Raw genomic sequence first — 26116 nt, 5'->3', positions numbered from 1 at the left:
CCGGGGTTCTCCGGGTCGGCGGTGCCATGAGCCTCACCGCCTCTTGTGCTTGCCCTTGTTCAGCGCCTCCGCCGCCTTGGCCTTCGCCTCGGCCGCGCCGGCGTGGGAGTTGATGACGTGCGCGACCACCAGGCCGAGCACGATCACCGCCGCCAGGACGGCCACCGCGACGACGGCCACCATGGCGAACACCAGCGCACACAGCGTCAGGACGACGCAGGACAGCAGCGCGACCCACAGCCACGGGATCACCTTCTCCGCCACCGTCTTCTCCGGGCCCTGATGCACGATCGCCCCGGCGGGGACAGCCGGCTCCGGGGCCGCGTAGTGGTGGTGCACGTGGACGTGGACGCCGCCGTCGGCCGCCTGCTGCGCGGCGGTCGGGTTGGCCTTCAGGTACTCCAGCAACTCCCCGGGGACCGGGGCATGCCTCCGCTCTATCTCCATGGTCAGATTCCTTGATTCCTAGGTCAGGAGCCGCTGCCGCGACCCTGAATTAGTTGTACCACGGCGGCAGCCTGGCCAATCGGGCAGCAAACGGCGAAGCCCCGGGCCGTAGCGGCTCCGGGGCTGTCGGTGTCGGGTGGTGCGGTCAGTGCAGGGACATCCACGTCACGGCGAACACACCTGCCGCGATGAGGGCGAGGATGCCCAGTCCATTCCAGAAGCGTTCACCCATGGTCAGTTCCTCGTTCCGTGGTCGGCGCCGGGGCTGTCGGTGTCGGGCGGTGCGGTCAGGCCTTGGAGGCCACCCGCACCCGACGCTGGAACAGACGGAGCGCGTCACCCCGGTTGCGAGTGGCCACCGAGACACGAGCGCCCCGGCGGACTCGGTACCACGTGCCCGGTACGCCCATGGTCCCGTGGTCGTCGGAGGCGACCTCCAGCGCGATCCCGGAGCGGAGCGTCTCGGTGGTCCAGTTCATCAGTTCCTCCAGCGGTCGGTCTCGATGAATTAACTAAACCATAGGCCCTGTGACTGCACAACCCCCGGCCCGCGTCAGTCCGGGGCGTAGACGTAACCCACGCGCTCGCCCGCCGTGTCCTTGACCAGGTCGCCGTCCTTCACCCGGGCGTCCAGCCACCGGTACACCCACGGCCGGGACCGGCCGGTGATCTCTTGCAGATCCTTGAAGTCCTCGAACGTGACCCGCTTCGCACCCTGTCGGCGCAGCGCGGACAGCCGCTGGTACGCCACGTCGTCGGCCTCCGCCGGGCTCATCCGGTCTTCCGGCGCGGCCGGGAGCTGGATCACTCCGGCGTCGCTGCGCAGCCCGTCGAACACGAAGCCCAACGACTCCTCGGCAACGGCCAGAGCGCACCGCGAGCACAGCGGGACCGTCTTCGTGTGGACCGCCTGGCCGCCGCATCCGGTGCAGTTCAGTTCCTTGGTCATCTGTCATCAGTCCTTGCGTCATCGGTCGTTGTCCGCGCCGGCCGGGCCGAGCGGGAGAGAGTTCTAGGTCGCAGCGCCGCCGAGGCCGTCAGCGCCCCTGTCAGACCCGTGTAATGGCTGGAGTCACGGACAGTCCGGCGGCGTCTGCTGACGCGTCAGAGGTGCCACCACGGGCCGTCAGAGACGTGTCAGGGCGGGCATCTCTGACATGAGATGCCCGCCCTGAGTGTGCGCCAATCGCCGGTCCGTCACATGGCCGCCGCCTCGGCGAACACGTTCCCGGCGACCTCGTAGACGGCCCGCTTGTTGGGCGGGTTGACGCGGCGCAGCACGCCGTCGTCGGCCAGTTGCTCCAGCTCGTCGTACACCCAGCCACGGGGCCGGCCGACGAGGTCCGGGAGGTCGGCCAGGTCCTCGAACGTGACGTCCGTCTGACCGCTGCTGACCAGGATGTGCATGCGGTTCAGCAGCTCCGCGCGGGCGTCCTCCGTCGACATCCGGCTGGTGTTCAGCGGGTCGGCGAAGGTGACGCCGGCGCCGCGCGGGGCGGACAGAGGCTCGCTCGTGTCGATGCCGTCCGAGGTCAGGTCCAGGTCGCTGACCTGCGCGAAATCGTCGTCCACGGTGCCCTCCAGGGGCTCGTCGCCGGCCGTCTCCACGGCCTCGGCCTGCTCGTCCACGACGCCCTCGGCGAGGATGCGGTAACTGCCCGCGTCCAGCTCAGCCCAGTACGGTCGAGTGCGCTCGATCATCTCCGCACGGTCGGCCGCCCTCATGCGCGGCACCCGGCCGTCGACCGGCCAATGGACCTTGTCCGTGCCCGTGACCTCGGCATACAGCGAACCAGGGGCGTTGTTGGCCCACTTGGTCGGGTCGGCCCCGGCCTCCAGCGTCTCCGCCTCCAGGGCGTACTTGGCGTCCTGGTTCTCCTTCTGCCCGTGGGCCAGGGACTGGGTGAACTGACCACGGGTTTTCCGGTTGATGTTGTCGTGCGGCATGGTCTGCGTAGACGCGCAGAAGTGCACGCCGACCGACCGCAGCTTGCGCAGCGCCTCGTCGGCTTCCTCGTCCACCACCATCAGCACGTCGGTGGCCTCCTCGATGTCCAGGAAGATCGCCGGGATGCGGTGCAGCGTCCACAGCTCCGGCACCCACTGCTTGTAGCCCTTGCCGCCATCAGCCCGGGTCAGCGTGCCGAACAGTCCCGCGCGGTACTCGATGAGCGGGATGAGGTTCCGCACGAGCTGCTCCGTGGTCTCACGGGTCGTCGCGGCCAGGCCGATCGCCTCTGAGATGTCGCCGAAGGACTGCGAGTACTTCGCCGGGTCGCCGACCACGGGGACGACGTCCACGCGCTCGCGCATCTGGAGGATGGCGGTGCAAAGGGTCTCCGTCTTGCCCGCGCCGGACACCCCGGTGCACTTCGTGTGGGCCAGTGGCCTGGGGTTTTCCTCGTCGTCGGAACCGACGATCCACCAGTTGATGTCGCTGCCGTCGGTGCGCTTGCCGAGCCAGATCGGGTAGTCCGCGATGGACGCCCCGAGGTGGCGTGGGCCGGTCCAGACGGCCGGCTTGAGGGCGTCCTGCCCACGGGTGAACGCCACGTCCACCTGACCCTCGTGACCTGCGACTTTGAGCACCTTCACCTGGTCGGCGCCGACCCCGGCGACGGCCGCAATCTGCTCCCGGGCGTCCTGCGCCTCCTTCGCCGTGGTCGGGGCGTCCAGGTGGACCCGGGCGCGCAGCTCCTGCTCGGACTCCGTAACCTTGCCGACCCTGGCGTCCTTGAACGCCCGGACCTTGGCCAGCAAACCGTCGTTTCCGCTGGTCTCCGGCGACTTGTCGGAGTCCCGCACACCCGACAGAGCCGCGTGCCGGACGCACCAGGCAACCGACAGAACGAGTCCGCCGAGCGCCCACGCCTTGGCCACGTCGGCCTGCCAGGGACGGACGGTGATGGCGAAGAGTTCCCAGGTCAGGACGGCGCTGACGAACACCGTGACCATGACCCGGGTCTCCTGGCGGCGCACCGCCCAGGTCGACCAGGTCACGTATGCGAGATACGCGAACCCGAGGGCGAGAAAGGACATCCACAACGGGCTGTCCCCGATGACGAGGTGGAGCACCAGAGCCAGAGGCCACGCGGCCATGGTGATGGCCCAGGGCAGGACGTACGAAGTGATGCGTTCAGACACCCTGAACAGGGCGTATCCGCGTACGCGGTGACTGTTCGACACGTCGCCCACCGCCCCTACACCACGGTGAAGGAGCCGCCACGACGGCCCCCGGGACGACGGACACCCTTGCGGTCGTTCTCCAGCTCGTCCAGCAGGCCTTCGAACCGGCGCCACGCCTTGACCGCGCTTGCGGACCCGTCTACGCAGGAGTTGGCCATGCGGTCGAGATCCTTGCCAACCGAACGCAACGTCAGCGCCAGCTTGGCTGCCTGAGCGGGCGTCATCCACCCGTCTTTCGCCTGCCGTGCGTTGGCCCTGGCAGCCGCCTTGAGCTGGCCTTCGGCCATCTTCGCGGACACGGCCAGGTAGTTGAGGATCGCCCGGTACGCCTCGCAGAACGCGTGCAGATCGTCCTGGTTGGACAGCTCCATCGAGCCGATGGACTGGGCGAGTTGTGCGATGCCCTGACCCCGTGTGCCGCCCGGTCGGGAGAATCCCTTCTGACCTGCGGTTTTGGCGCTGCTGCCGTTCGACGGGAGGGGGTTGCCCTGGCCGTCCAGGCCCCGAGCGCGGAGCTGTCCGTTCGTCTGCCCGTTGGCCCGGCCAGCCGGGCTGAACGGGTTGTCAGGGTGGTTTTGCCCGATGTGATTCATTCCTGGTTCCTCTTCCTGATTCCTGGTTCCGAAGGCGAAAGCCCTACCAGGGTTGTCCCCGGTAGGGCTTTACCTAAATCAAGGGTGCGCCCGTCTGTCCCGGGCCGCAAGTGCCTTCTACGTCGGTTACTCCTTGGGGAACGTCCGCTGGATCGCCTTGCGCAGGCTCTCCGACTTCGGGCCGCCCGGCTTCGTGTCCCCGTGTCCCGGCAGAGTCGGGACAATCGCGCGGACCTCGGCCTTGTCGTGTCCCGTCTCCATCAGAAAGCGGACGATGCCAGTCAGGTTGTCCCGGACGTCCTCGGGGACATCGACGCTCGCCTGTCCCGCGCTCCGGGACATGTCCCGCTCGGCGCTGATCTCCTCGGGCGTCTTGTCCAGAGAGATACGGACGGTGGGACGCGGCCGGGACATCGTCGCCGGGACAGCGGCCCGAGGGCGGGACACGGCCGCCGGGACAACCGGCTCGGGCGCCGGGACAACGTCCTGCGGGACACGGGACATGTCCCGCTGCGGGACAACAGGGGCCGGGACATCGGCCGTGTCCCGGGGGACAGCCGCCTCGGGGGACACGAACGTCGGGACATCGCTCTGTCCCGTGTCCCCGACCGGGACAGCCGGCGCCGGGACAAGGGACAGCGACCAGTCGTGCCGCGTACTGATGTTGGCGAGAGCCTTGACCGACTTACGCCGGACGACGCGGGCGACGATGGCGGCCTCCGCCTGCGCGGCCTCCGTCTCGTTCAGCCCGTGGCGGGCCGCGTCGATCTGCTTCGCGAGACGGCCTACCAGGCGAGTGTGCTTGCGCTTGCCGGGCTGGGCGGCAGCCAGACGGTCCGCCAGGTCCACGGCCTTGTCGGCGGCGCGGCTGCGGGCGATGGCGGCGGAGTCGGCGCCCCGTCGGCCGATGCCCAGGAAGGCCGTCAGACGCTCCTTCAGCTCCCGCAGGGCGGAGGCGAGCAGGCTGTCCGACTTAGCCCCTGACATGCGCAGTTCCAGGCCGAGCAGCAGGTGCAGGAGAACGGCCAGCAGCACCGGGCCGAGGACGACCCGCACTGGGCCGCCGACGCTCCCGGAGACCGTGAAGGCGGGGATGCCTTGCACCAGCACGGCCGCATAGGCGAGATAGGCGGGGCCCTTGGTCCGGGTGGCCCAGGCGTAGACCGTGAGGGCGACGATGGCGGCCTCGGCGACGCCGCACAGAATCATGCGCTCGGTCTCGTCGGAGATCTGAAGCGCGGTCTCCATGAAGCGGTACGAGGTGTCGGCGGACATGGCCAGGGCCAGTGCGGCCGGGACAAGCAGACCGTAGGTGGCTGCCTGAGTGCGGGACATGCGGGACATCGTCTGCCCTCTCTTCCTTGGTCACGATTCCTTGGTCGGTGCTGATTTTCTTAAATCATCGTACACGCTACTTGTCCCCATGTCCCGTGTCCCGGCAAACCTTTGTCCCGGGACATGTCCCACCAGGGACAGAGTGTTTGTCCCGGCTGCTGTGTCCCGCTGTCCCTGTCCCGTGCGGGACACCTCCTGTGTCCCGGCGCCGGATGTCCCGGGACACGACGAAGCCCCCACGGTCTTGTCCCGTGAGGGCTCGTTGTCCCGCTACCGCGATGTCCCGTCAGACGTCGGCCGTCGTGTCCCCGTCCGGCGCCCGCAGGATGAAGTACCGCCCCGGGTCACTGGGGTCCGGCTTCAGCACACCCTCGTCGGTGAGCTTCTCCAGCTCCCCGGCGATCCACGGCCGGCTGCGTCCGAGGTCGAGAAATTCGAGAGCACGCACTGTCAGCGCTTCCGCATCCGTCCTCTGCGCGAGGCGTCGGACGCGGGCGCGCAGAATCTTCTGGCATGTGGAGGCGTCTGCCTCGGTCTCGCGGGTTTCCCGGGCGATCCGGCGCTCCTTGGCGTCGTAGGCGTACTGCTCGTCCTGGATGAGCCGGCTCAGCTCCACGGCCCAGGCCATGAGCAGGGCGCGTCCCTGGAAGGACAGTTCCCGGATGTGCGCCCGTGCCGCCGCCGGGTCGTCCCGGGTGACGGCGGTGAGAACGTCCACGGCCGCCGCTTCGGTCTGCTTGGTCATGACTTCCTCGTTCCTTGGTCAGGATGATTTCCCTAAATCATCGTACCCGTCGCCCCGGGCGTGCAACCGTGAAGTACGCGAAAGGGGCCCCGATGTCCCGGGGCCCCTCGTTGTCCGTGTCCCGCATTTACGTGTCCCAGCCGTCAGGGACATCGCAGGGGCGGAACGGGTCCGGACCGGGGTCGGCGTGGGGACGGAAAGGGTCGGCACTCGCCGTACCCGCCGACGTGTCCCGGATGTCGTTCTCGGTGACGATCTCGCTGAACCAGAAGTCCGTGATCTCGATACCGGCAAGCGGAACGTTCTGTGACTGGGACAAGTCCCGTACGGCTGCCGCGCGAAGCCGCACCTCGTCACACCGGCCCAGTGAGTAGGCCGTCCCGTCCAGCATGTATTTCTGCCCCTTGAAGCGGGCCGTTCCTCCGTAGACGTACCCGAACCTCATCACTCGCCGGCTCACCGTAGGTACTCCGCACCGGGGCGGACGGCCCAGGTGCGCGGCCCGGGTCGGTTGACGGCCCGTAGCACGCCGATGCCTTCCAGGACGAGCAGGTGGTCCTCCAGCCAGGGTCCTGGCCGGCCTGCGCGTCGGGCGACGCCGGGAAAATCCGCGACGGTGAACGTCTTCTGGCCCCGGGCGGTCATCTCGCCGATGCGCCGCCGTACGGCATCGGCGAGGGTGGGGGGTGGTCCGGTCGTGGCTGTGGTGGTCGGTACGACTCCTCCGTTTCCGTGTTCAGATATCCGCCGGGGCGAGACCCCGCCCGGCGGTATTGCCACGGTGCACGTGCCAGACCCACGTCCGAGCGTCCAGGTGCTCGAACGTGGCCCCTGTGTCGAGCAGGCGCACCAGATAGTCCTCGTCCTCGCCACGGTAGCGGCGACCTAGGCCATCTGTCGTTACGTTCTGGCCAGGACGGAACCCGCCGATGGTGCGGACCAGCTCGGTGCGCACCAGGTGCGTCATCGGGATGAATGACCCGAACCGTCGCAGATGGGCCTCCTGCTCCGCACCGAAACGGACACCCCACGGAAGCCTCCACTGGCCCTGCACCGACACGGCTGTGGGGTCCTCGCCCCCGCGCACTACCGGTGCCGGGTACACCAGGTCAGGCTTCTCCGAGGACTGCTCCATTACACGCATGCAGGCCATAAGGTGGTTGGGCTTGATTTCGTCGTCATCGTCAAGCCAGGCAATCACGTCCGTGGTCACCCGTTGCAGCGCGCGGTTGCGAGCCTGGTCGGCTCCGGTGCGCAGCGAGTCGCGTTCGACGACGACCTGGTCCGGCCGGCGCCGCTGCGCCCGTACGGAGGCCAGGGCGCGCTCCAGCAGATCCTCCCGGCCCGGGATCGTCGGGATGACCACGGCAACACTCATGCGGGGCACGGGGGTATCTCCTCTCCGTCGGCCGGCGGGCTCCAGCGCATCGCGTCCCTGACCGGCGGTGCGTAGCGCGGGTCGTACTGCCGGAAGGCTGATGATGCGGCAGCCAGACTCCCACGCATCCGCTGGAACCCCTCACCTGCCTCTTGGAGACGCTGCCTCAACGCCTCCACACGTTCGGGATTCACTGAGACGATGGCCACACCGTCCGACGTCGACGGGTCAACGCCGACAACTACGGAGCCCGCACTTTCGGCGTCTGCGCCGGGTGCGGGCTCCGTGGCGGCGGGTGTGCGGTCCGATGGCATCAGTCCTCCTGGACGGCCACCCACAGGGCGTCCTTGTCGGCCTGTGATTCCTCGGACTTGACCATCTCGGCCAGGCCCTGCCGGCGCAGCCGGTCCAGGGACAGGTACGTGCGGGACTTGTTCAAGCCCATCGCCTCGGCGATGGCGTTACGGGCCAGGCCGTCGGGGTGATCCTTGAGCAGGGTCAGGATCTTCCGGTCGCGCTCGATGGTCTCTGCGGGCCTCGGGCGTCCACGCGGGGGGCGCTGGGGCGCGGTCACGGTCATGGTTCCTTCCTCGGTGATCAGGGGGTCGATGATTTATCTTAATCGGTATACCCTCGCCTGTCACGCCTCAAGCCCCGGCGATGTCAGCAGACCGGTGGACCGGACCAGCTCGCAGGCGGCATCCACGCCCAGCGGCTCCGCGCCGGTGGCCAGGTGGCGGGGAGGCTGCCACAGCACGACCTCGGCCCCGGACGACAACGGCCCGCCGGACTCGGGGGCCGGCAGGCCGTGGGCGGTGCTCTTCAGTTCCAGGTGGTCTCGTAGCAGGCGCTCGTACGCTTCGCGCAGCCGGGAGTACGAGCGCCGCAGGTCCCGGGTGGGGATTCGTTCCGCGCTGTGCCTGCCCATGTCGTCCGTCCCTCCGTCCGGCTCGGTCAAAGCCGGGGACGGTACCAGCGATCAGCGTGGCCGCCGAACGGGGTTTACTTCACCGCGCGGTTCTGCCAGGCGTCCCTCACCCCGGGGTCGAACGCGGCGGCCTGCGACGCGGCCCGGGAGGCCGGCGCGGTCAGGAACGCGTCCGTGCCCCGGCGGGTGGTCAGCTTCTCCAGCACCTCGTCCCCGGTGACCAGACCCTCCCACTCAACGAAGTCCTTCTCCCCGGGGATGGCCGACGCACCACGCTTGACCACCAGGTACGGCAGCGGTCCGGGGTTGCCCTCTTCGGAGTCCACGGCGAAGATGCGGATCTCCGTCCACCGGCAGGTGGAGCAGTGGGTGCGCGGCGGGGCGAACTCGGTGTCAGGGTGGTTCTGGTGCCGGGGCCGGTAGCTGGAGCCGAGGCCCAGCAGCTCCCCGGTAATCGTGATCGTCTGGCCGTGCTGGTCGGCGATCGTCCAGGTTCCCGACTTGCCGACGGAGTCCAGTCCGGGCAGGGGTGTAGAGCTTGTCATTGGTCTGCTCTCCTCAGTCCGTGGTCCTGCTCCGAGCGTACCCACTGGGTAAACCTGCGCGTAGCCGAGTCCAGGCCGCGTCGGGAGCGTGGCCGATCAGCGTATCGGGTACATCTGATTTAACGAAATGAGTGCGCCCAGATTCGGAGGACCAAGGAATGCGCATCATGGGAGCGGACCTGTCGATGAAGTGCACGGGACTGTGCTTCCCGGACGACTCCACCGCCGTCATCAAGCCGCGCGGTAAGGGCGACCGGCGCTTGCTGAGCATCGAGGAACGCATGACGGCGGCCCTGCGTGTGGCCCGCCCCGACCTCGTCGTCATCGAGGACGACCCCGGGCTTTTCCGGGGTGCGTCCGCCAAGGTCATCCCGATGGTGCACGCCACCGTCCGGCTCGCCGTCATGCGCTCAGGCGTCCCCTACGTCCTGGTCAACACGAAGACGTTGAAGCTGTACGCCACGGGCTACGGCGGCGGGGCGGACAAAGACTCCATGGCCCTGGCCGCGCTCACTCGCGCCGGACGGAAGTTCCCCGGCGACAAGGGCGGGGATCAGTGCGACGCGTGGTGGCTGCGGGCGGCCGGTCACGCCGCGTACGGCGAGCCGGTGGTCCGGATGCCGCAGCACAACATGGACGCCCTGCGCGCGGTCGCCTGGCCGGTCCTCGGCGACACCGTCCCGGTCTTCGCTCCGCCACTCCCGAAGCAGCCCCGCCGCCGGCGGAAGGTGGCGGCCTGACATGATGCCGGACAAGGGGAAACCCCCGGGAGCGCCCTTCCCGGGGGTTTCCTCATTGTGCCGTAGATCCGTTCAGCCGCCGAACGGGTCCGCCGCCTCGCCGTCCTCACTGACGGACGTGGAGGTGTGCACCGGCAGATCCTGCTCCCGACGGGTGTTCTTGTCGGCCGGGGTGTACCGCGCGGTGAACGACTGGCTGGGGAACTTGGCCCCCGGCGCCTTGACGCTCTTGCCCCGGGCCATCTCCAGGTACCCGCCGACCTCCGGGAGCTGCATACCCGCCTGCTTCAGCGCGTCGGCGAGCGCCTTGATCTTCGTGTTGCTGACGTACAGCGTGCGCTTGCCGTCGTCCTCGGGAAGCTGGACCTCCTCGTAGTCCTTGCCCTCCCAGGTGACGCCGGTGGGCTCGCACTGAAGCTCGATGACCATCATCTCCACGGGCCGGGCCGACTCCGTCGGGATGGTGAGCTGGGACTGCGGGGTGGGCTTCTTCCCCTGCCAGAACAGCAGCTCGCGGGTCTCGTTGTCGGTCTGCTGCGCCATCCGCCAGTCGGTGATGGTGCCGGCGACGACGTGGCCGACCTTGGGGAACTTGGCCCCGACCTTCTTCTCTCCCGAGAGGAAGCGAACGGCCTTCACCGCGTCCGCGCTGAACGGGTCCGTCATCGTGGTCATGTGTGCCCTGCTTTCCTTGGGTTCGTGTGTTCCTTGGGTGTTCCCGCCGCCGGTGGCGAGGGAGGGGAGCCGGTGGAACGTGGCTCCGGTGCGCGGCCGGGTCTCGAACCCGAATCTCCCCGGACAGACGGCTCGGGGGAACCGTTGTCCTGTAGGGGCTCTGAGCCTGTGAGGGCTGCTCCAGTTGAGCTACCGCGCGACCAGCGTTTTACGGCCGCCGCCAGACCCCGAGCCGCCCGCCGATGTTGCGTGTCGCCCAGGGGGCTGTGTCGCTACGACGGCGCGTCGTTGGGTCTCTCAAGGCCCCGGAGCCGGTGGGGTTGAGCCCCGGGGCGGTCTCTGTGGAGTTGTTCCGGGAGGATCTATGACGCTATGTCACGAATGCTTGTTCCGCCCGGACTTGCTGTGCTCCGTATGCTTTTATGATACCCCGGAAGCTGATTTAGTTAAACCCTACTCAGCCACCGGGTTCGGCGAGTTCCTTGAGTCGGTTCTGCATGACGGCCACCAGCTCGTCCACCTTCGTGTCGGGCAGGCCGGCCGCCTTCGCCTCCTTCCACACCGCCGACGCGTCGCCCTTGGACGTGACCGCTAGGGCCTTGTCCTTGAGGGACGGCGGCCGGACCGTGGTCCGCGTGGTGACGCCGGTGTCCGGGTCGTGGTCGCCGGCCATCGGGGCGGCCTTGACCACCGCAGCCGCCCGGGACGGGGCGAACGTGTCCCCAGCCTCGGAGACCATGACCGGGGAGGCGAGGGTACGGACGTTGCGCCAGGCCCTCACCCGTTCGCACAGCACGGCCGCGTTCCAGCCGCTCTCCAGGTCGACGCCGTAGACGGTCGGCGTCTTCTCGGATTCCTTGTCCACCGGCAGGTGAATGACGATCCCGGCATCCGTGCGGACTTTCGTCCCCGGCTTGTCGAACCGGCTCAGCGGGTCCGGCTCCCAGACCTCGTCGTGCCGGTCCCACACCCCGGCCGTGTTGATGCCCTGTGCGTACGTGCCGAGCTGGATTGCGATCTCCTGCCAGCCGTAGTCCAGGTCCCGGCCGGTCTTCTTGTCGCCGATCACGTACTCGCCCGGCTGGAACCGGACTTCGGCCCGGCCGATCTTCAGCACGAGTGGCTTGGTGACCTTGTAGCAGTTGTCCGAGGTCCCGGCGACGCCGTACTGCTTGACGACCGTCGTGAACTCGATGAGGTGCGGCACCGGTTCGAGACCGGTCTCCTCCAGCAGGCGGATGTACGTCTCCACCATCCCCCGGCAATCCGCCGGGACCTGGTCCAGGATGCTGCGCGGGCCGCCGGGGGAGTGCCATGCCCGGTCCGCCATCTCCGTGAAGGAGTGCATCGCGGTGCCGAGGTTGGCCGCGACCTTGTCCCCGGCGGCGTTCTTCAGCTCCGCCGTCAGCTCGTCCAGCAGGGCCTTGTCCGCCCGGACGTGCTTGCCGTGCGCCCGCGCCACGATGTCCGGACGCATCGTCGCCCCGAGCAATGCCATCCGCAGGCCCCACTGGGACAGGGCGTACGTGTCGCTGATGGACTTGGCGAACGTCGTTGCCCGGGTCCAGGCCTTCTCCTTGCCGGTGTCCGGGTGCGGGATCAGGTACCTGCCGTACCGGTCGCGCTTGGTCTCCTTCTCCCCGTGCGACCCCGAGCCACCGGCGAGGAACTGCGCCGCCGCATCGGCCTGGTTCTGCGTCCCGTTCGATGCAGGGGCCGCCGGCCGGCCGCTGCCGAGGAAGGCCGCTGCTGCCGCGCTCTGGTCAGTCGTCACCGCAGCACTCCTGCCGTTCCCAGCCGCCTTCGCCGTCGGCGCGGATGATGTCACCGATTCCGATTTCGGCGAAACAGCCGGCGCACTCGCCTTCGTACCCTGCGGGGAACCATGGGCCGGGCTCGTCGGCGTAGCCGTGGCCGTTGAACTCGTTGCGGATGCCGCCGAAGAACGAGGCGACGCGATCAGCGTCCTGTCGTCCGTGCATTCCTTGGTCTCCTGTTCCGTGGTCACCTCGGTCGCCGGGTCCCCAGCGCCGCAGTATTCGCAGAATGACCCGCTGTGCCCGAACTTGCCGTCGTCACCCCAGGCGTAGCTGTGGCGGCACGGCTCGCGGTCCACCAGCTCGTCCGGGTTCTTCAGCTCGCCGGTGCGTCCCTTGTGCGGGCCGTCCACGACGACGGCCTCCACCAGGCCGTAGCCCGCGCTCGTCACGCGCATGAGCGTGCCGCGCCGGGTGAAGTGGTCGCCCTCCTCCAGCTCGCCGACGCGGACCGGGCCGGACGTCGCGTCCTGCGGTGCGGGCGCCCGCTGAACCACCTCGTTCAGGTTCGTCAGCTCGCCGGTGCGGCCTTTATGCGGGCCGTCCATCACCTCGGCCAGCACCGAGCTACTCGACTCCCGTTCGGTCAGGCGCATGAGCGTGCCCTTCCGGAGGAAGTAGTCGCCCTCGTCCAGCTCACCGAGACGCGTCTGGGGGTCGTCCTCCGGGTTGTACTGCCCGGGGGCGCTGTCGTCGTCCGGGCAGCCGCAGCCCGCGCGGTGCGTCTCCGGGTGCGGGCAGTTGGGCAGCTCGGGGTCGGGGCCGACGTCGTGCGCGTGTCCGTCGCGGGGTTTCCCGCAACGGGTGCAGGTGCCCAGCCGCTCCGCGTCCTCGGCGTCCACGCGGGCGGTGCACGCGGCGCAGGCCACGGTGCCGTGCGGGACGTCCGTGCCGCAGCCCGGGCACCGGTGGTCGTCGGTGTCGCACTTCTCGCAGTAGACCCCGCCTCCCTTGATCCGACCGTATTGGTCCATCGTCGGGACGTCGTTACCGGCCTCCCTCAGCACCGTGCAGTCCGGCGCCTGGTACGTTTCCTCCGGCCCCGGGTGGATCCACTCCACCCCGGACGGGTCGGTGTAGTTGTGGTTCAGCGCCGGGTCGAGCGGGACGCCGAGGGCGGCCGACGCGGTGCGGTCCATGCGGGCCGTCGTCTCCGCTTTCTCCTCCGGGCTGCGCTGCTCTAGCACCTTGATGGCCTCGTCCGTCAGCCGGGACATCCGAGCGTCGGCAGCCTTCTGCTCGCCGGTGCGGTAGTCCGTGGCAACGACGGCCGCCAAGCGCTCCTGCTCCGCAGCCGACAGTCCGCCGCCGCCGCTGTGCATCGACGGCCGCCCGGTGTGCGTGGCTGGCGCCGCGTCCATGAACCGCTCAGCCTGTGAGCGGGCCTCATCGTTCGCCGGTCCGTCGCAGCCCGGGCACGCCACAGCGTCGCAGTTGAAGCACGTACGGACCGGCTGACCGAAGTCGTCAGTCTCCACAGTTTTGAACTGGTCGGCCATGGTCCGCTGCGTCACCGTCGCCGGGTCCACGCCCCACGGAGCCGCGCCGGTGCCCTCGGTCTCCGCCATGGCGTCCAGCTCAGCGTCGCTGACCGGCTTCCCGGCAGCGCCGTGGCAGCCGTAGCACTGGCCGACCGGAACGTGCTCGCAGTCGGCCGCGAGGGTGGCCACGAGACCGTCCGTCGTGCCGATGAGGTCCGGGTAGGTGCCCAGCGGGAAGTCGCTGCCGCCCGGGCACTGACGGGGCGTCTGCTCGGGGGTGAGGTGAGACCGAACCCGGCCGTTGCCGGTGAGCTGCGCCGGATGCTTGCACAGGCGGCACTGAGACCGGCCGGCCTCCATGTCCTCGGCGAGAGCGACGCCCGCCGCGCCGGCCGGGGGCTGTCCGACGCCCTTGCACTTGCGGCTGTCGGGCCCGGCCTGGAAGTCGGGGTTCTCGGTGAAGTGGTGACGGATCGTCTTGTTCGCCGTCACGGTGTACTCGTTGCCGCACACGGAGCACGGCTTCCGCTCAGGGGTCGTCTGAGTCATTGCGGTACCTTCCTGCTTCCTTGGTCAATGGCCTAACGGCCAGGTGGGGAGGGCCGCCGCAACCCTCCCCGGGATCATTCGTTGGAGTCCGGCTGCTCGCAGTGCACGCAACGCATTTCGCCAGCTTCCCGGGACCACGCGTACTCGTGTCGGTGGGGGCGCCGGGCGTCACAGCCCTCGCAGATGCCTGCCTGGGTCTTGGTCGCAAGGTCGTACGGGTAGAAGTGCTCGCAGGTCGCGACGTCCGGCGCCTCGCCTGTGAAGGGGTCAGTGAGTCGCTTGCGCTCACTGTCCGTCCATTCGCACATCGTCTTGTACTCGGTCTGGAAGTGGTCGACGGCGCTGCCGATGGCCCGCAGGGCGGAGGACTCCAGCTCCCCGGTCTCGTACGGCATGTCCGCCCGGTCGGCCGCCTCCTTGAGCGCCTTCATGGCCAGGGCGATCTCCTCGCGGATGACCGTCCGAACCCGTGCCTCGTCCATTTCTTGGTCCCCGTTCCTGTGGTTTAGCTAAATCATACCCCGGACGTCCGGGGGAGGAAACGGTCCAGCTTGCGCGAAGCGATGGTGACCGCGTAGAGGTCCGAGGCGAGGCCCGCCCGGATCCCGTCCGGCACGGTGTGACCGGCGTACCGCAGCAGGCCGACCAGCTTCGGGGAGGCCGGCTTCTTACGCCACGCGGCCGACTTGGTCATGTTCAGCGCGGAGCGGTCCATGGCCTCGGTCTCCGCCCAGGCCATCGCCATGCCGAGGTCCAGGCCTTCGTGCAGCCGCTCCCACGTACCGCGCGCCGGCGCGTAGGCGACGTCCCACTTCTCCGTCTCCTCCCGCGATGGCCACAGCAGGATCTCCCCGTTGTCGCCCAGCGGGATGAACTGGATACCGCCGTGGGTGCGCAGCCACGAGTAGGCGGCCGACGCCTTGAACAGGTCCAGGTCGCGGTGCTTCAGCTCGAACCGCAGCGAGCCAGCCGGCACGACCTCGTCCTTGTAGGACTCCTCGCGCTCGTAGGCTTCGGCCAGCGTCTCGCCGTCCTTCACCTCCCGGATCTCCGCCCCGGGCTCCAGGTCCACCAGCGTGCACAACGACCCGCCCTCACCGGCGAGGATGAGCACCAGCGCGTCCTGCTTGCCGGTGGCCGGGCTCGGCCGCAGCACGCGGCCGACCATCTGAATGAACAGGGGCTCCGACTTCGTCGGCCGGGCGATCACCGCGCAGTCCGCGAACGGGAAGTCCGCGCCCTCGGTGAGCACCATGCAGTTGACCAGCGTGCGCACCTCGCCGGTGCGGAACCGGCGGTAGATGTTCAACCGCTCCTCGCGGGGCGTTCCGCCGTGCACGTACGCGGCGTCCGGCAGGGCCTCGGCCGTCGCCCGTGCGACCTCCACCGTCGGGGTGAAGACGATCGGGCTGCGTCGGCCGGCTGCATGCTCCTCCAGCACCTTGGCGATGATCTGCGGGCCGCCGGCCTCCATCAGCGCGTCGCCCAGAGAGGAAGCGGTGTAGTCGCCCCGGGACTTCTTCACGTCGCCGAGGTGGAGGGTGTCGACGTCGATCAGCTTGGACTGGACGTCCACGAGGTGGCCCCGGGACATCATCCACAGCGGGGAGCGGGTGTAGACCGCGTCCTCCCACACGCTCCCGAGGCCCTGGCCGTCCCCGCGCGCCATCGTCGCCGTGAACCCCACGGCCCGGGTTCCGGGCATCCCGCTGTAGCAGCCGAGGCCGGCGAGGATGTTCCGGTAGCTGACGGCCGCCGCGTGGTGGCATTCGTCAACGATCACCAGGCCGACCTTGCCGCACTTCTCCTGCGAGTCCACCAGGCGGTTGAACCGCTTCTCCCGGGCGAGGGTCTGCACCGAGCAGACCATCACGTCGGCCGCGACGTTGTCGGCCGAAGCCTTCACCTTGCCCGTGAACAGGCCCGGCTCGGTCTGCTTCAGCTTGTTGAGCGTCTGGTCGGCCAGCTCGTCGCGGTGCACGAGTATGACCACGCGGGTGCCCTCGGCCGCGATGTGCTCAGACGCCATGCGGGAGAAGATGACCGTCTTGCCGGCGCCGGTCGGGAGCACGACGGCGGGCCGCTGCATCCCGTCGGCCCACGCGGCCTGCACGGCGTCGATGGCCTCGCGCTGATACTCGCGGAGCTGGAGGGTCTGGCTCATTGGCCTGCCTCCGCCGACTTGATGAACTCCTGAGCGCGCTCGTTCGGGCAGTCGTTCTCACCGAACCAGCCGTGTTCCTGGCAGTAGCCGTGGTGGTCCAGGGAGCAGGCCCCGGGGTCGATGAAGTCGTCCACCAGCGGCACGGCGACGTCCAGCGTGGAGCTGACTCCAGCCCGCCAGAAGTGCGCCTCCGGCTGGTCCCAGTTGGGCCGCAGGGTCTCGGGGACGGTCACGCCCCGGTACGTCTCCGGGCCGTCGGTCGGCGACGCCGGCGGGGTAGCTGTGCGCGCGTCGGTGAGGGTCTTCAGCCGCTGCACGTGGTCGGGGCTGAGCGAGTCGAGCATGCCTAGCAGCTTGCGGTCGGTGTCGTCGCTCATGCGGCCTGCGCTCCTTCGAACTCTTCCACCGCACGGACCCACGCCGTCTGCGCGAGCGCCGCCGCTACCCACGTGTCGATCCCGTGGCGGGCGATCAGGTGCTCCCACAGGTCGGCGAAGTGCTCACCGTCGTCCGGCCCGCCGCACGGGGTCGTCCACCAGCAGTGCGGGCAGTCGACGTGCGGGCCGGTTGCGGCGCGGGGCGTTGCACTCCACCGGCCGAGCGTTTCGGAGAACAGCAAGCCGTCCTCTACGTCGGAGCCGACGCGGTTCAGCGCTGCCGCGTAGGCGGCCTGTTCCTTGGTCATGAGTCCGTGATCCTCCCAGCGGGGTGCACAATCACCGAACCCGCACTTCACGAGGGGGTTGCGGGGATCTGTGACGTCACCCCATCCGCGCCCGGCGTCCCGGGTGTTCCTTGGTCAGTGGTCGGCGGGGCTCCGTCGGGCCCTCTGTCCGTTATGGTACCCACCGTGTAAGTGTGTGTAAACGCGGGTATCGTTGTTGCACGTACTTACGCACCATCAAGGAGGAGCAGTGCAGGAGTTCCTGACGGTCGCCCAGGTCGCAAGCCTCGCGGAGGTGCATCCGGGGTCCGTGTACCGGTGGCTGGACGACCCGGACGTGCCGCTGACCAAGCACAAGACGGCCAACGGCCGTGTGCGCATCCCCCGGGCCGAGGCCGAGGCGTGGGTGAAGCTGCGCAACACCCCCATCGTCGTCTCCGTCCCCGCCGCATCTCCGGTCGTCACGGGCGTCGGTGCGGGATGACCAGCCTGTACCAGGCCGTCAAGCCGATCCCCACCACCGTGCACGGGGTCACCACACGCTCGCGGCTGGAAGCCCGCTGGATCGTGTTCTTCGAACGCGCGGGCATCCCGTGGGAGTACGAGCCGCAGGCGTACCGCGTCGGCGACGGCCGGGGGTACCTGCCGGACTTCCGTATCCGGCCCCATCGTGGCGCTGACCAGGCGTGGATGGAGATAAAGCCGCTCGCGGATACCTTTGACGACCCACGCTGGAAGGGCCTCGTCACCGTCACCGGCCTGATGCTGTTCACGGTGCGCGGCCTGCACCGCAGGGGTGACGTCTGCGGGCGGGATCACACCGTCCGCGTCTGGCACCCGAGCGGCATGGTCGCCGACGTCCACCGCATGTGGACCGGCCCCGAGTTCCGGACGGCGTGGGACGCCGCTTCTGCGGCCCGGTTCGATCGTCGGCGCCCGGCCGGCCGGAAGGGGAGGAGAGAGTAAGTGCCCACACCCCCGCAGACCAAGGAAGCACTGACCAAGGAATCGAGGAACCGATGACCACCTACGTGGAAGCGAACGCGGGGCAGTTGTCCGATCACCACCGGGCGGAACTGGACGCGAGCGAGATCGCGCCGGAACACCGGGACGCTCGCGGCTACGAGACCCTCTACGGCACCGACGAGGACCGCGCACGGCTGCGCGAGGAGTCCATCCCGGTGTGGGCCTGGCGCGAGGAAAGTGCCTTTCCCGGACTGTTCATCCCCATCTACCGGGTGACCGGCGAGCGCATCGGTGCGCAGTTCAAGCCCGGTGTTCCGCAAGCGATGGGCGACAAGCCCGTGAAGTACGCGACAGCTCAGGGCAAGGCGTCGCGTCTCGACGTCCCGCCGCTCGTCGCAAACTCTGTACGCCTCGTCACGACTCCTTTGTGGATCACGGAGGGCGTGAAGAAGGCCGACTCCCTGGCATCCCACGGGATCGCGGCGGTGGCGCTCTCCGGAGTCTGGAACTGGAAGAGGCGGGGCGGCACGCTCGGAGACTGGGAGGACATCCAGCTCAAGGGCCGAACAGTCGTCATCTGCTTTGACTCGGACGCCCGGCACAACCGCCAAGTGCTGCAAGCTATGCGTCGCCTTGGCACCTGGTTGGAGTCCAAGGGCGCTGCCGACATCCGGTACCTGATCGTCCCCGAGGAGGTCAACGGGACGCAGGTCAAGGGCGTGGACGACTACTTCCACGCGGGGGGCACGCTGGAGGGGCTGCGCGACGCGGCCACCACCGAGAAGCCGAGCGACAACACACGGGACGCCGCGTTCTCCGACGCCGTGCTGGCGGACGCTGTGTGCATGGAGGCCCTTGAGGGTCGCTACCGGTGGGCCTCCGGGCTCGGGTGGATGCGCTGGGACGGCAAGGTGTGGACCGAGTGCACCGACGCCCAGGTGCTGGAGGAGATCCGGCAGTGGGCCCTCGCGGGCTTCCAGCGGGCACTCGACAAGCAGCGCGCCGAGCCGGGCAAGGACTACCGCACCGAGATGGACGGCTGGCGCGGAGCGCTGGCCGCATCCAAGCTGGGCAACTTGCTCAAGCTGGCCAAAGGTGTCAACGGCATCCTGTCCGACGCGACGGACTTCGACTACGACCCGGACGCGCTCAACTGCCAGAACGGCATCCTGGACCTGAAGACGGGTGTGCTCACCCCGCACGACCCTGACCGGCTCATGACGAAGATCACCGGGTGTGACTACGTCCCCGGCGCCACGCACCCCGACTGGGACACCGCGCTGGAGGCCGTCCCCGATGATTCGGTGGACTACCTCCAGATCCGCAACGGCCAGGGCATCACCGGCCACACCCCGCCGGACGACGTCATCCTCATCTGCCAGGGAGGAGGGTCCAACGGCAAGTCTTCGATCATGGACACGCTTGCCAAGGCGGCCGGCACGCGCGGCGGGTACCACACGGCCGTCGCTCACCGGGCCCTGCTCGGCAACGCGAGTGAGAACCACCCCACCGAGATGATGGACTTCCTCGGGGCCCGGCTCGCGGTGCTGGAGGAGACGCCCGAGGCGAAGAAGCTGGACGTCAACCGGGTCAAGCAGCTCGCAGGCACCGAGCAAATCAAGGCGCGCAAGATGCGTCAGGACAGCGTGACCTTCCGGACGACCCACACCCTGATCATCAACACCAACCACCGGCCGCTCGTGGAGGAGTCCGACCACGGCACGTGGCGCCGGCTCCAGATGCTGTGCTTCCCGTTCACGTTCAGGAAGCCCGGGGAGGCGTGCACAGGGCCCTACGACAAGCCCGGTGACCAGATGCTCCGTCAGCGGCTGCGGACGGACGACGGGCCGCGTACGGAGGCCGCCCTGGCGTGGCTCGTCGAGGGGGCCCGCAAGTGGTACGCGGCGGGGCAGATCATGCCGCCCGCTCCGAAGCGGGTGGAGGACGACACGCTGAGCTGGCGCCGGGAGTCGGACCTGATCCTGTCGTTCATCGGGGACGTCCTGACGTTCGACTGGAACAGCCACATCCTCGCCCGGGAGCTGCACGAGGTCTTCAACAAGTACCTGGAGGACAAGGGCCACCGGGAGTGGACGGACCGCACGTTCGTCTCCCGATTCGGAGGCCACGACGAGTGCGCGCGGAACGGCGTGCAGCGGAAGAAGATCCGGGCTCGTGACGGACGGTCGACGCTGGGCGGTCACGAGCCCAAGGGCGTCAACTACCAGGCGTGGCTCGGAGTGCGCTTCCAGGACCCGAACGGAAAAGACCCGGTCAACGCCGGTGGAGACGAAGGTGTACCCCCTGTACCCTCTTCACCTCATAACCGTGAAATCTCTTCACGTATAGGAGTTACCGGAGTAGGGGGTACAGGCGGTACACCTCCTCAGACGGCCCCCGATGCGGACCCGTTCGGAGAAGATCCATTCGGCGAAGCGGAAGCCGATCACGCGGCCCGCGCGGTCACCGTCCCCGCCCCGTCCCCGGCTCCCGAGGCCGAAAGCGTCCCGTCGCGCGCCGGCGGCGTGATCGGGTTCGACATCGAGTCTCATTCGGCCAAGCGGCTGTTCACCCACACCGACCTCGGCGGCGACCCGTACACCAAGCTGTCCGGCTACGTCACCGAGGACGGCACGGAGGTCGTCGTCAACTCCGTGCAGGAGCTGATCAAGCGGCTGGAGGACGCCGACGAGATCTACGGCCACAACCTGCTCGGGTTCGACCTCATGGCCCTCGCCCGCCACCACGGCGCCGACTACGACAAGCTGGCCGCCAAGACGGTGGACACCATGCGGTGGGCGATGACCGTGGACCCGCCCGGCGCCAAGGGTGAGAAGCCTTGGTCCGCCAAGGGCTACTACAGCCTGGACGGCCTGGCGGCCCGGCTCGGCATGCCCGGCAAGACGGACAACCTCCGGGCCCTCGCCATCAAGCACGCCCCGGAAGAGATCGACGGGCGCAAGCTGACCGACGACGAGCGGGCCGAGATCGGATACGGCAGGATCCCCGAGGACGATCCCGAGTACCGCGCGTACTTCAGCGGCGACCTGAAGGCCACCCGGGGCGTGCGGCGCGCTCTGGGTGAGCCTTCGGATTACGTCCGGCGCGAGATGCGTGTAGCCCACCTCCAGCACCGTATGACCTACAACGGCTGGCGCGTGGACGTCCCCGAGCTGACCCGGTTGGTGAAGGCTGAGGCCGACAAGCGGCAGGAGTCGCTGGAGTGGCTGCACGAGAACTGCGGTGTGCCGTTGACCAAGTCGGTCGGCAGGGGTCGGGGCAAGAACCGTGTCTTCACGGACGAGCCGGTGCTGGCCCCCCTGTCCACCAAGGAGGGTCGGGGCGCTCTCGTTCGGGCGTTCGCCGATCGGGGTCTGCCGTACTACCTCAAGACGGCTTCCGGGACACTCGCCACCAGCAAGGACGCGCTGGGCGAGGGCGCCTACCTGGTGGGCAAGGGCAAAGAGACCCGCGAGCTGCCCGCCCTGCTCAACCCGAACCGTCGCCCGTTCCACCCCGACGCGGACTGGGCCGCGATCGAGGAAATGGCAGGCCACATCGTCACCGTGACGTCCTCGGTGCAGAAGTACGCGGAGATCCAGAAGCACCTCATCGGAGACCGGGTGCACCCGAAGGTCGGTGACCTCCAGGCGTCCGGCCGGTGGGCGTACATCAACCCGTCGGTGACCAACATGGGCAAGCGTGGCGGCAAGGTCCACCAACGGCGCCCGATGATCGCCGACGACGGCATGCTGCTGATTGCGTTCGACCTGGACCAGGTCGACATGCGCGCCGTGGCCGGACACAGCCAGGACGAGGCGTACATGGCCCTGTTCGGTCCGGGCATGGACGCGCACAGCATGGTCACCGACGCCGTGTTCGGCCGGGACAACTGCGGGTGCACCGGGCCGAAGCACACCTGTGAGTGGCGGGACAAGTCCAAGGCGTCCGGCCACGGCTGGAACTACGGGATGGGCGTGGACAGCCTTGTCCTCCGCCAGGGCGTCGAGCGGGCGGTGGCGCAGCAGTTCGACGACCAGATGAACAGCCAGTTCCCGGGGCTGTGCGCCTGGAGGACCGAGGTCCGCGAGCGGGGCAAGGCTGGCGAGCTGCTGGACAACGGCTTCGGCCGGCTCATGCGCTGCAACCCGGACCGGGCCTGGACGCAGGCCCCGGCCCTCATGGGCCAGGGCGGCGCCCGGGACATCATGTGCGAGGCGCTGCTGCGGCTCGTCGACCGGGCCCCGGAGGCGACGGAATGGTTGCGCTGCGTCGTGCACGACGAGGTCGTCCTGTGCGTCCCCGAGAACCGCGTGGAGGAGATCACGGCCACCGTGCTGGACGCGTTCACGTTCGCTTTCAAGGGCGTGCCGATCACGGCCGGCGCGAGCAAGGCGGCCGTGTCGTGGGATGCGTGCTACGCGAAGGACTGACGGCCATGGACGACGTGATCGAGTGCCCCCTGTGCGGGGGCCAGGTGGACCCGGGTCTGATGGACGACTCGCTCAAGGGCTCGCACGTCCCGGCGCACGGGCCCGGCGGGTGGCGGCTGTGCGAGGCGTCGGGCCTGCTGGTCGATGAGGCCCTGGCCATAGCCATCCTGCGGGCAGAGGGCGGCGAGCGCCTGCGTCTGGCGGCTCACCCGTGAAGAGGCGCCGGGGCAGCTCCAAGGGGTTGTCTCGGCACCCCAACCCTGGTTTAATTAAATCGAATGAGCGGGCCGTTCGGCGATCCACGCCCCGGCTGGTCTCATGACCAAGGAATCAAGGAATGGAGTTCCCATGAGGGTTTCTGTCGACGTCCTCGCGGTGCTGGACCGTGCCGAGACCGACGGCAACGCCCTGCGGCTGACCGGGCAGCTCGACCGGAAGCTGTATCTCGACACCGACAAGGTGCTCAAGGCGGCTGGCGGTAAGTGGAACCGAAGCAAGCGCGCCCACTTGTTCGACGGTGACGCGGCCGACGCCATAGAGCCCGTCATCCTCACCGGAGAAGTCGTCAGCGCCAAGCAGCAGTTCGGGTATTTCCCGACCCCGGCGCCCGTCGTTCAGCAGGTCATCGACCTGGCCCGCATCGAGCCGGGCATGCGCGTGCTGGAGCCGTCAGCTGGCAGGGGCGCTCTCGCCCTCGCCGCTGTCCGGGCCGGTGCGGTCGTGGACTGCGTGGAGATCCAGCCCGAACATGCCGAGGCGCTGAGGGATGAGCACCACCCGGACATCACCGTGACCGTCGGCGACTTCCTCACTACCGACCCACAGGGTGCGTATGACCGGGTGGTGATGAACCCGCCGTTCGCCAGGCAGGCCGACATCACCCACATCCTGCACGCGTACGAGCACCTGCGGCCGGGAGGCCGTCTGGTGTCGGTCATGTCGGCAGGCGTCGCTTTCCGGGAGACGGCCCTCACCCGCCGGTTCTGGGCGCTGCTCAAGGACGTGGACGGATGGACGGTCACTCTGCCGGACAACGCCTTCAAGGAGTCGGGGACCGGCGTGCGGACCGTCATCGCGGTTGTCCCACGCCCGTACTGACCGATGACAGAACCGGGGCCGGGAGAACCACCCGGCCCCGGGCCACGATCAAGGAAGGCGGGACCCGTGGACTGGAAGCAGAAGGAAGCGGCCGAGCGGAACAAGCGCATCGCGGCGGCCCGGCAGTGGGAGACCGCGCAGGGCAAGCCGGACGCCGGCTTCCCCAAGTGGTACGAGGACACCGGTCGGACGGACAGCTACGCCGAGGCGTACGCCGCGTGGCTGGTGTCGCCCGCCAAGATCGAACGGTGGGCCGAACGGAGCGGCATCTTCGTGGGCCGGGGCTTCGCCCGGTGGTACATCGAGACCGACCGCACGGACTCCTACGCGGACGCGTACGAGATCTACCGGGAGCGGAGGGCCGCACGGTGACCGTGTTCGTAAGGGCATTCCTGCGCTGCAACGGCTGTCACGAGATGTTCGACAGCAGCACCGTTCCGTCGGCCGCCACCGTGACGGAGGCTCGCCGAGACGCGAAGCGCGCAGGCTGGGTCAGCAAGCGTGGCGGACGGGACTACTGCCCGGGGTGCAAAGAGACGGAGGCCGACCGGTGAACGCACGAACGATAGCCGAGCTGGATCTGCGCCGGGCGCAGCTCGCCGCCAAGGCCGAGACGCTGCGCGAGGAGTGGCTGACCCTGCCCGCCGGGCCCCGGGCCAGCACCCTCGGCAAGCGCATCAAGGCCATCGAGGAGCAGGCCGGCGACTACGCGGAGATTCTCCGGCTCGTCAGGGCCTCGTCGGTGAAGGCGATTCGAGCCGTCATCGAGCAGCACCCGGCACCGGCGGAGGGCTGAGCGGTGGGCCGGGCGAGCAGCGGCGGGACGTGCCCGCTGTGCGGCAACTACGCCTCGTTCACCGCCACGGGGAAGTTGTACCGGCACAAGGGCAACGTGCCGAAGCTGGTCGCGGCGGGCCGCGTGGAGTGCCGCGCGGCGGGTGTCCTGTTCGGGGTTGCGCAGCGGATGCGCGCCAACAAGGACGCCGGACGTCACCCGCAGCGCAACGAGGACGGGACGTGGCTGTACGTCTGCCCCCGGTGCGGCCGGGAGGCGAAGCCCTGGCCCGTCGAACGCGCGGGCAAGTGCGCGCCGGCGCGGTGGGTGCACTGCATCCGGCCGCCGCTGCAACTGCCGATCAAGGAAGCGAGGAACGAGGGGTGAAAGCGCCCGGCTCCATCGACGTTGCGGACTACCGCGACGAGGTGGCCCGCAACGAGCAGGACCGGCCCGACGACTACCACCCGGCTACGGCCGACGAGCCGCGCCGGATCCTGACCTGGAACGGCGAGGCGCTCGGCGGTGCGAACAACGGTGAGGGGCACGGTGACTGGACTCCTCGCCGGAACGTCACGGTGCACGTGGCAGTCACGGGCTCCGGATACGCCTACGGCACGTCGGTGGCCGCTTGCGACGGTTCGATGGAGCTGGGGGAGTCGGCGGAGTTGTCGTGCCTCGTCGAGCTGAGGAAGGTAGACAGCCGGCTGCTGTGCCGGCGTCCGGGATGCCGGGCGTTGATCAAGGAAGCGAGGAACGAGGAATGAGCACAGATCACCCGTACACCTGGGACGACGTACGCAGCCGCCCCGCTGATGACCTGGCCGTCGGGGACACGTGGGTCAACCCCGGCACCGGGGCCGCGTATCTCGTCGGCAAGGACGGCCGCGTGAGCGGCGCCGGGATCGCGCACGCGATGCCGATGGAGGGCGTTGCGTGGACCGTCACGGCCCGGAAGGGCAAGCGCATCACGGCGCGCAGCCAGACCGGGGCGACGCTGACGGGTGAGTTCCCGGCTGGGCACCGCGTGCTGATCGTCACCGAGGAAGCGAGGGCCGGGGCGTGAGCGTCCATCTGGAGTGTGACCGCTGCGGGTTCCAGGAACAGACGGGTTCCGTGATGCTGTTCGCCGGCACCTGCGGTCCCGGGATCCCGGTGGCCCGGCCCGAGCTGCCGAACGGCTGGACGCGGCCCCGGCTCCCCAACGAGGACGGCTCCGCCGACGAGCGGGAGCTGTGCCCCGGGTGCAAGGCGGACCTGTTCGCGTTCATGCGGGGCGTCGCCATCCCGGGCGGGACCACGGCGGCAGGAGTCTGCCGGGGTTGCGGCCACGCGGCTCACAGCAAGCCGTGCCGAGAACTGACGATGCCGGGTGCGCCCGGCGACGTGGACGAGTGCGGCGACGTGGACGGTGCAATCCAAGCCGTCTGCCCTACGTGCGGCCCGGTCACCCTCGAACCCCATCCACGTATGGCGGTCCAGCGGTGCAGCAACTGCAAAGAGCACCTGGCCCCGCTCACCGAGTCGAGTGCACCGACCGACGACTGACCGCCCGATGAACCACCGAGCCCCGGAGCCTCACGGCCCGGGGCTTCGT

General features: G+C 69.0%; 31 protein-coding genes. 12 read left to right on the top strand and 19 right to left on the bottom strand.

What is annotated here, in order from left to right; all coding sequences use genetic code 11:
• Window positions 1-33 precede the first annotated feature (33 nt).
• The 13 genes from IE97_RS41750 to IE97_RS0131970 form a co-directional block, all read right to left on the bottom strand.
• Window positions 34-447, bottom strand: a complete 414-nt coding sequence (locus IE97_RS41750; RefSeq protein WP_030248276.1) for a hypothetical protein — start codon at window positions 445-447, stop codon at window positions 34-36.
• Between the two features lie 287 nt (window positions 448-734).
• Window positions 735-926, bottom strand: a complete 192-nt coding sequence (locus IE97_RS0132025) for a hypothetical protein (protein ID WP_030248272.1) — start codon at window positions 924-926, stop codon at window positions 735-737.
• A gap of 74 nt (window positions 927-1000) precedes the next feature.
• On the bottom strand, window positions 1001-1396 hold the full coding sequence (locus IE97_RS0132020; protein ID WP_030248270.1) for a hypothetical protein: 396 nt from the start codon (window positions 1394-1396) through the stop codon (window positions 1001-1003).
• A gap of 248 nt (window positions 1397-1644) precedes the next feature.
• The gene (locus IE97_RS0132015; protein ID WP_158708372.1) at window positions 1645-3591 is read right to left on the bottom strand and encodes a hypothetical protein; all 1947 of its coding nucleotides are present in this window, start codon (window positions 3589-3591) and stop codon (window positions 1645-1647) included.
• A 56-nt stretch (window positions 3592-3647) separates the two neighbouring features.
• Window positions 3648-4226: a hypothetical protein gene (locus tag IE97_RS0132010; protein WP_030248264.1), complete on the bottom strand. Its 579-nt coding sequence runs from the start codon at window positions 4224-4226 to the stop codon at window positions 3648-3650.
• A 126-nt stretch (window positions 4227-4352) separates the two neighbouring features.
• On the bottom strand, window positions 4353-5561 hold the full coding sequence (locus tag IE97_RS39495) for a hypothetical protein (RefSeq protein WP_158708371.1): 1209 nt from the start codon (window positions 5559-5561) through the stop codon (window positions 4353-4355).
• A gap of 286 nt (window positions 5562-5847) precedes the next feature.
• Window positions 5848-6306, bottom strand: a complete 459-nt coding sequence (locus tag IE97_RS0132000) for a hypothetical protein (RefSeq protein WP_030248259.1) — start codon at window positions 6304-6306, stop codon at window positions 5848-5850.
• Between the two features lie 127 nt (window positions 6307-6433).
• Window positions 6434-6751 (bottom strand): hypothetical protein, encoded by a 318-nt coding sequence (locus IE97_RS0131995; RefSeq protein ID WP_030248255.1) that lies wholly within the window; start codon window positions 6749-6751, stop codon window positions 6434-6436.
• A gap of 11 nt (window positions 6752-6762) precedes the next feature.
• Complete coding sequence (locus tag IE97_RS0131990; protein ID WP_030248252.1) at window positions 6763-6951, bottom strand: hypothetical protein; 189 nt, start codon at window positions 6949-6951, stop codon at window positions 6763-6765.
• 91 nt (window positions 6952-7042) lie between these two features.
• The gene (locus IE97_RS0131985) at window positions 7043-7684 is read right to left on the bottom strand and encodes a glycosyltransferase family 2 protein (RefSeq protein WP_158708370.1); all 642 of its coding nucleotides are present in this window, start codon (window positions 7682-7684) and stop codon (window positions 7043-7045) included.
• Between the two features lie 313 nt (window positions 7685-7997).
• Window positions 7998-8264, bottom strand: coding sequence for a winged helix-turn-helix transcriptional regulator (locus IE97_RS0131980; RefSeq protein ID WP_030248248.1), 267 nt, complete (start codon window positions 8262-8264; stop codon window positions 7998-8000).
• 60 nt (window positions 8265-8324) lie between these two features.
• Window positions 8325-8642, bottom strand: a complete 318-nt coding sequence (locus tag IE97_RS0131975; RefSeq protein WP_158708369.1) for a hypothetical protein — start codon at window positions 8640-8642, stop codon at window positions 8325-8327.
• Between the two features lie 44 nt (window positions 8643-8686).
• Window positions 8687-9157, bottom strand: coding sequence for a hypothetical protein (locus IE97_RS0131970; protein WP_030248242.1), 471 nt, complete (start codon window positions 9155-9157; stop codon window positions 8687-8689).
• A gap of 167 nt (window positions 9158-9324) precedes the next feature.
• Between IE97_RS0131970 and IE97_RS0131965 the strand changes: the two genes are divergently transcribed.
• The gene (locus IE97_RS0131965) at window positions 9325-9897 is read left to right on the top strand and encodes a hypothetical protein (RefSeq protein ID WP_051705201.1); all 573 of its coding nucleotides are present in this window, start codon (window positions 9325-9327) and stop codon (window positions 9895-9897) included.
• A 72-nt stretch (window positions 9898-9969) separates the two neighbouring features.
• On the opposite strand, the gene IE97_RS0131960 is transcribed toward IE97_RS0131965, so the two are convergent.
• The 6 genes from IE97_RS0131960 to IE97_RS0131935 all read right to left on the bottom strand — a co-directional run bounded on the left by IE97_RS0131960 (window position 9970) and on the right by IE97_RS0131935 (window position 17268).
• Window positions 9970-10572, bottom strand: a complete 603-nt coding sequence (locus IE97_RS0131960) for a hypothetical protein (RefSeq protein ID WP_030248235.1) — start codon at window positions 10570-10572, stop codon at window positions 9970-9972.
• 457 nt (window positions 10573-11029) lie between these two features.
• Window positions 11030-14419, bottom strand: coding sequence for a hypothetical protein (locus IE97_RS0131955; RefSeq protein WP_030248233.1), 3390 nt, complete (start codon window positions 14417-14419; stop codon window positions 11030-11032).
• A 74-nt stretch (window positions 14420-14493) separates the two neighbouring features.
• Complete coding sequence (locus IE97_RS0131950) at window positions 14494-14901, bottom strand: hypothetical protein (protein WP_030248231.1); 408 nt, start codon at window positions 14899-14901, stop codon at window positions 14494-14496.
• A gap of 32 nt (window positions 14902-14933) precedes the next feature.
• Window positions 14934-16583 carry a DEAD/DEAH box helicase gene (locus tag IE97_RS0131945; protein ID WP_051705200.1) on the bottom strand — a complete coding sequence of 550 codons (1650 nt, stop codon included), beginning with the start codon at window positions 16581-16583 and terminating at the stop codon, window positions 14934-14936.
• The gene (locus tag IE97_RS0131940) at window positions 16580-16960 is read right to left on the bottom strand and encodes a hypothetical protein (protein ID WP_030248226.1); all 381 of its coding nucleotides are present in this window, start codon (window positions 16958-16960) and stop codon (window positions 16580-16582) included. The genes IE97_RS0131945 and IE97_RS0131940 overlap by 4 nt, the downstream gene beginning before the upstream one ends.
• Window positions 16957-17268: a hypothetical protein gene (locus tag IE97_RS0131935; protein WP_030248222.1), complete on the bottom strand. Its 312-nt coding sequence runs from the start codon at window positions 17266-17268 to the stop codon at window positions 16957-16959. The genes IE97_RS0131940 and IE97_RS0131935 overlap by 4 nt, the downstream gene beginning before the upstream one ends.
• A gap of 229 nt (window positions 17269-17497) precedes the next feature.
• Here IE97_RS0131935 and IE97_RS0131930 point away from each other — a divergent pair, with 229 nt between their 5' ends.
• The 11 genes from IE97_RS0131930 to IE97_RS0131880 all read left to right on the top strand — a co-directional run bounded on the left by IE97_RS0131930 (window position 17498) and on the right by IE97_RS0131880 (window position 26067).
• A complete protein-coding gene (locus IE97_RS0131930) occupies window positions 17498-17731 on the top strand; it encodes a helix-turn-helix domain-containing protein (protein ID WP_030248220.1) in 234 nt (77 codons plus the stop codon).
• Window positions 17728-18213 carry a hypothetical protein gene (locus tag IE97_RS0131925; protein ID WP_030248217.1) on the top strand — a complete coding sequence of 162 codons (486 nt, stop codon included), beginning with the start codon at window positions 17728-17730 and terminating at the stop codon, window positions 18211-18213. The genes IE97_RS0131930 and IE97_RS0131925 overlap by 4 nt, the downstream gene beginning before the upstream one ends.
• A gap of 53 nt (window positions 18214-18266) precedes the next feature.
• Complete coding sequence (locus IE97_RS0131920) at window positions 18267-22646, top strand: phage/plasmid primase, P4 family (protein ID WP_030248208.1); 4380 nt, start codon at window positions 18267-18269, stop codon at window positions 22644-22646.
• Window positions 22647-22651: 5 nt separating this feature from the next.
• Window positions 22652-22861: a hypothetical protein gene (locus IE97_RS0131915; protein ID WP_030248206.1), complete on the top strand. Its 210-nt coding sequence runs from the start codon at window positions 22652-22654 to the stop codon at window positions 22859-22861.
• Between the two features lie 133 nt (window positions 22862-22994).
• Entirely contained in the window at window positions 22995-23744 is a 750-nt protein-coding gene (locus IE97_RS0131910; RefSeq protein ID WP_030248203.1) for a methyltransferase, read from the top strand.
• A gap of 66 nt (window positions 23745-23810) precedes the next feature.
• Window positions 23811-24116: a hypothetical protein gene (locus IE97_RS0131905; protein WP_030248200.1), complete on the top strand. Its 306-nt coding sequence runs from the start codon at window positions 23811-23813 to the stop codon at window positions 24114-24116.
• Between the two features lie 178 nt (window positions 24117-24294).
• Window positions 24295-24540 carry a hypothetical protein gene (locus IE97_RS0131900; RefSeq protein ID WP_030248198.1) on the top strand — a complete coding sequence of 82 codons (246 nt, stop codon included), beginning with the start codon at window positions 24295-24297 and terminating at the stop codon, window positions 24538-24540.
• Between the two features lie 3 nt (window positions 24541-24543).
• The gene (locus IE97_RS0131895) at window positions 24544-24906 is read left to right on the top strand and encodes a hypothetical protein (RefSeq protein ID WP_030248196.1); all 363 of its coding nucleotides are present in this window, start codon (window positions 24544-24546) and stop codon (window positions 24904-24906) included.
• On the top strand, window positions 24903-25286 hold the full coding sequence (locus tag IE97_RS0131890; protein WP_030248193.1) for a hypothetical protein: 384 nt from the start codon (window positions 24903-24905) through the stop codon (window positions 25284-25286). The genes IE97_RS0131895 and IE97_RS0131890 overlap by 4 nt, the downstream gene beginning before the upstream one ends.
• Window positions 25283-25585: a hypothetical protein gene (locus tag IE97_RS0131885; protein WP_030248191.1), complete on the top strand. Its 303-nt coding sequence runs from the start codon at window positions 25283-25285 to the stop codon at window positions 25583-25585. The genes IE97_RS0131890 and IE97_RS0131885 overlap by 4 nt, the downstream gene beginning before the upstream one ends.
• A complete protein-coding gene (locus IE97_RS0131880; protein ID WP_030248190.1) occupies window positions 25582-26067 on the top strand; it encodes a hypothetical protein in 486 nt (161 codons plus the stop codon). Before IE97_RS0131885 ends, IE97_RS0131880 begins: the two co-directional genes overlap by 4 nt.
• Window positions 26068-26116: the final 49 nt, after the last annotated feature.

Origin of the sequence: Streptomyces sp. NRRL S-455 (assembly GCF_000717875.1) — a bacterium.
In the GTDB taxonomy this organism is placed as follows: Bacteria; Actinomycetota; Actinomycetes; order Streptomycetales; family Streptomycetaceae; genus Streptomyces.
This window is presented reverse-complemented; position numbering and strand designations above follow the sequence as displayed.

What these genes read in the sequence shown, in the direction of transcription:
- IE97_RS0132025 (WP_030248272.1), bottom strand. Translation starts at nt 926, where the DNA reads ATGAACTGGACCACCGAGACGCTCCGCTCCGGGATCGCGCTGGAGGTC.
- IE97_RS0132000 (WP_030248259.1), bottom strand. Translation starts at nt 6,306, where the DNA reads ATGACCAAGCAGACCGAAGCGGCGGCCGTGGACGTTCTCACCGCCGTC.
- IE97_RS0131915 (WP_030248206.1), top strand. Translation starts at nt 22,652, where the DNA reads ATGGACGACGTGATCGAGTGCCCCCTGTGCGGGGGCCAGGTGGACCCG.
- IE97_RS0131990 (WP_030248252.1), bottom strand. Translation starts at nt 6,951, where the DNA reads ATGACCGCCCGGGGCCAGAAGACGTTCACCGTCGCGGATTTTCCCGGC.
- IE97_RS0132020 (WP_030248270.1), bottom strand. Translation starts at nt 1,396, where the DNA reads ATGACCAAGGAACTGAACTGCACCGGATGCGGCGGCCAGGCGGTCCAC.
- IE97_RS0131955 (WP_030248233.1), bottom strand. Translation starts at nt 14,419, where the DNA reads ATGACTCAGACGACCCCTGAGCGGAAGCCGTGCTCCGTGTGCGGCAAC.
- IE97_RS41750 (WP_030248276.1), bottom strand. Translation starts at nt 447, where the DNA reads ATGGAGATAGAGCGGAGGCATGCCCCGGTCCCCGGGGAGTTGCTGGAG.
- IE97_RS0132010 (WP_030248264.1), bottom strand. Translation starts at nt 4,226, where the DNA reads ATGAATCACATCGGGCAAAACCACCCTGACAACCCGTTCAGCCCGGCT.
- IE97_RS0131995 (WP_030248255.1), bottom strand. Translation starts at nt 6,751, where the DNA reads ATGAGGTTCGGGTACGTCTACGGAGGAACGGCCCGCTTCAAGGGGCAG.
- IE97_RS0131960 (WP_030248235.1), bottom strand. Translation starts at nt 10,572, where the DNA reads ATGACCACGATGACGGACCCGTTCAGCGCGGACGCGGTGAAGGCCGTT.
- IE97_RS0131985 (WP_158708370.1), bottom strand. Translation starts at nt 7,684, where the DNA reads ATGAGTGTTGCCGTGGTCATCCCGACGATCCCGGGCCGGGAGGATCTG.
- IE97_RS0131935 (WP_030248222.1), bottom strand. Translation starts at nt 17,268, where the DNA reads ATGACCAAGGAACAGGCCGCCTACGCGGCAGCGCTGAACCGCGTCGGC.
- IE97_RS0131885 (WP_030248191.1), top strand. Translation starts at nt 25,283, where the DNA reads ATGAGCACAGATCACCCGTACACCTGGGACGACGTACGCAGCCGCCCC.
- IE97_RS0131950 (WP_030248231.1), bottom strand. Translation starts at nt 14,901, where the DNA reads ATGGACGAGGCACGGGTTCGGACGGTCATCCGCGAGGAGATCGCCCTG.
- IE97_RS0131970 (WP_030248242.1), bottom strand. Translation starts at nt 9,157, where the DNA reads ATGACAAGCTCTACACCCCTGCCCGGACTGGACTCCGTCGGCAAGTCG.
- IE97_RS0131965 (WP_051705201.1), top strand. Translation starts at nt 9,325, where the DNA reads ATGGGAGCGGACCTGTCGATGAAGTGCACGGGACTGTGCTTCCCGGAC.
- IE97_RS0131925 (WP_030248217.1), top strand. Translation starts at nt 17,728, where the DNA reads ATGACCAGCCTGTACCAGGCCGTCAAGCCGATCCCCACCACCGTGCAC.
- IE97_RS0131940 (WP_030248226.1), bottom strand. Translation starts at nt 16,960, where the DNA reads ATGAGCGACGACACCGACCGCAAGCTGCTAGGCATGCTCGACTCGCTC.
- IE97_RS0131920 (WP_030248208.1), top strand. Translation starts at nt 18,267, where the DNA reads ATGACCACCTACGTGGAAGCGAACGCGGGGCAGTTGTCCGATCACCAC.
- IE97_RS0131980 (WP_030248248.1), bottom strand. Translation starts at nt 8,264, where the DNA reads ATGACCGTGACCGCGCCCCAGCGCCCCCCGCGTGGACGCCCGAGGCCC.
- IE97_RS0131910 (WP_030248203.1), top strand. Translation starts at nt 22,995, where the DNA reads ATGAGGGTTTCTGTCGACGTCCTCGCGGTGCTGGACCGTGCCGAGACC.
- IE97_RS0131945 (WP_051705200.1), bottom strand. Translation starts at nt 16,583, where the DNA reads ATGAGCCAGACCCTCCAGCTCCGCGAGTATCAGCGCGAGGCCATCGAC.
- IE97_RS39495 (WP_158708371.1), bottom strand. Translation starts at nt 5,561, where the DNA reads ATGTCCCGCACTCAGGCAGCCACCTACGGTCTGCTTGTCCCGGCCGCA.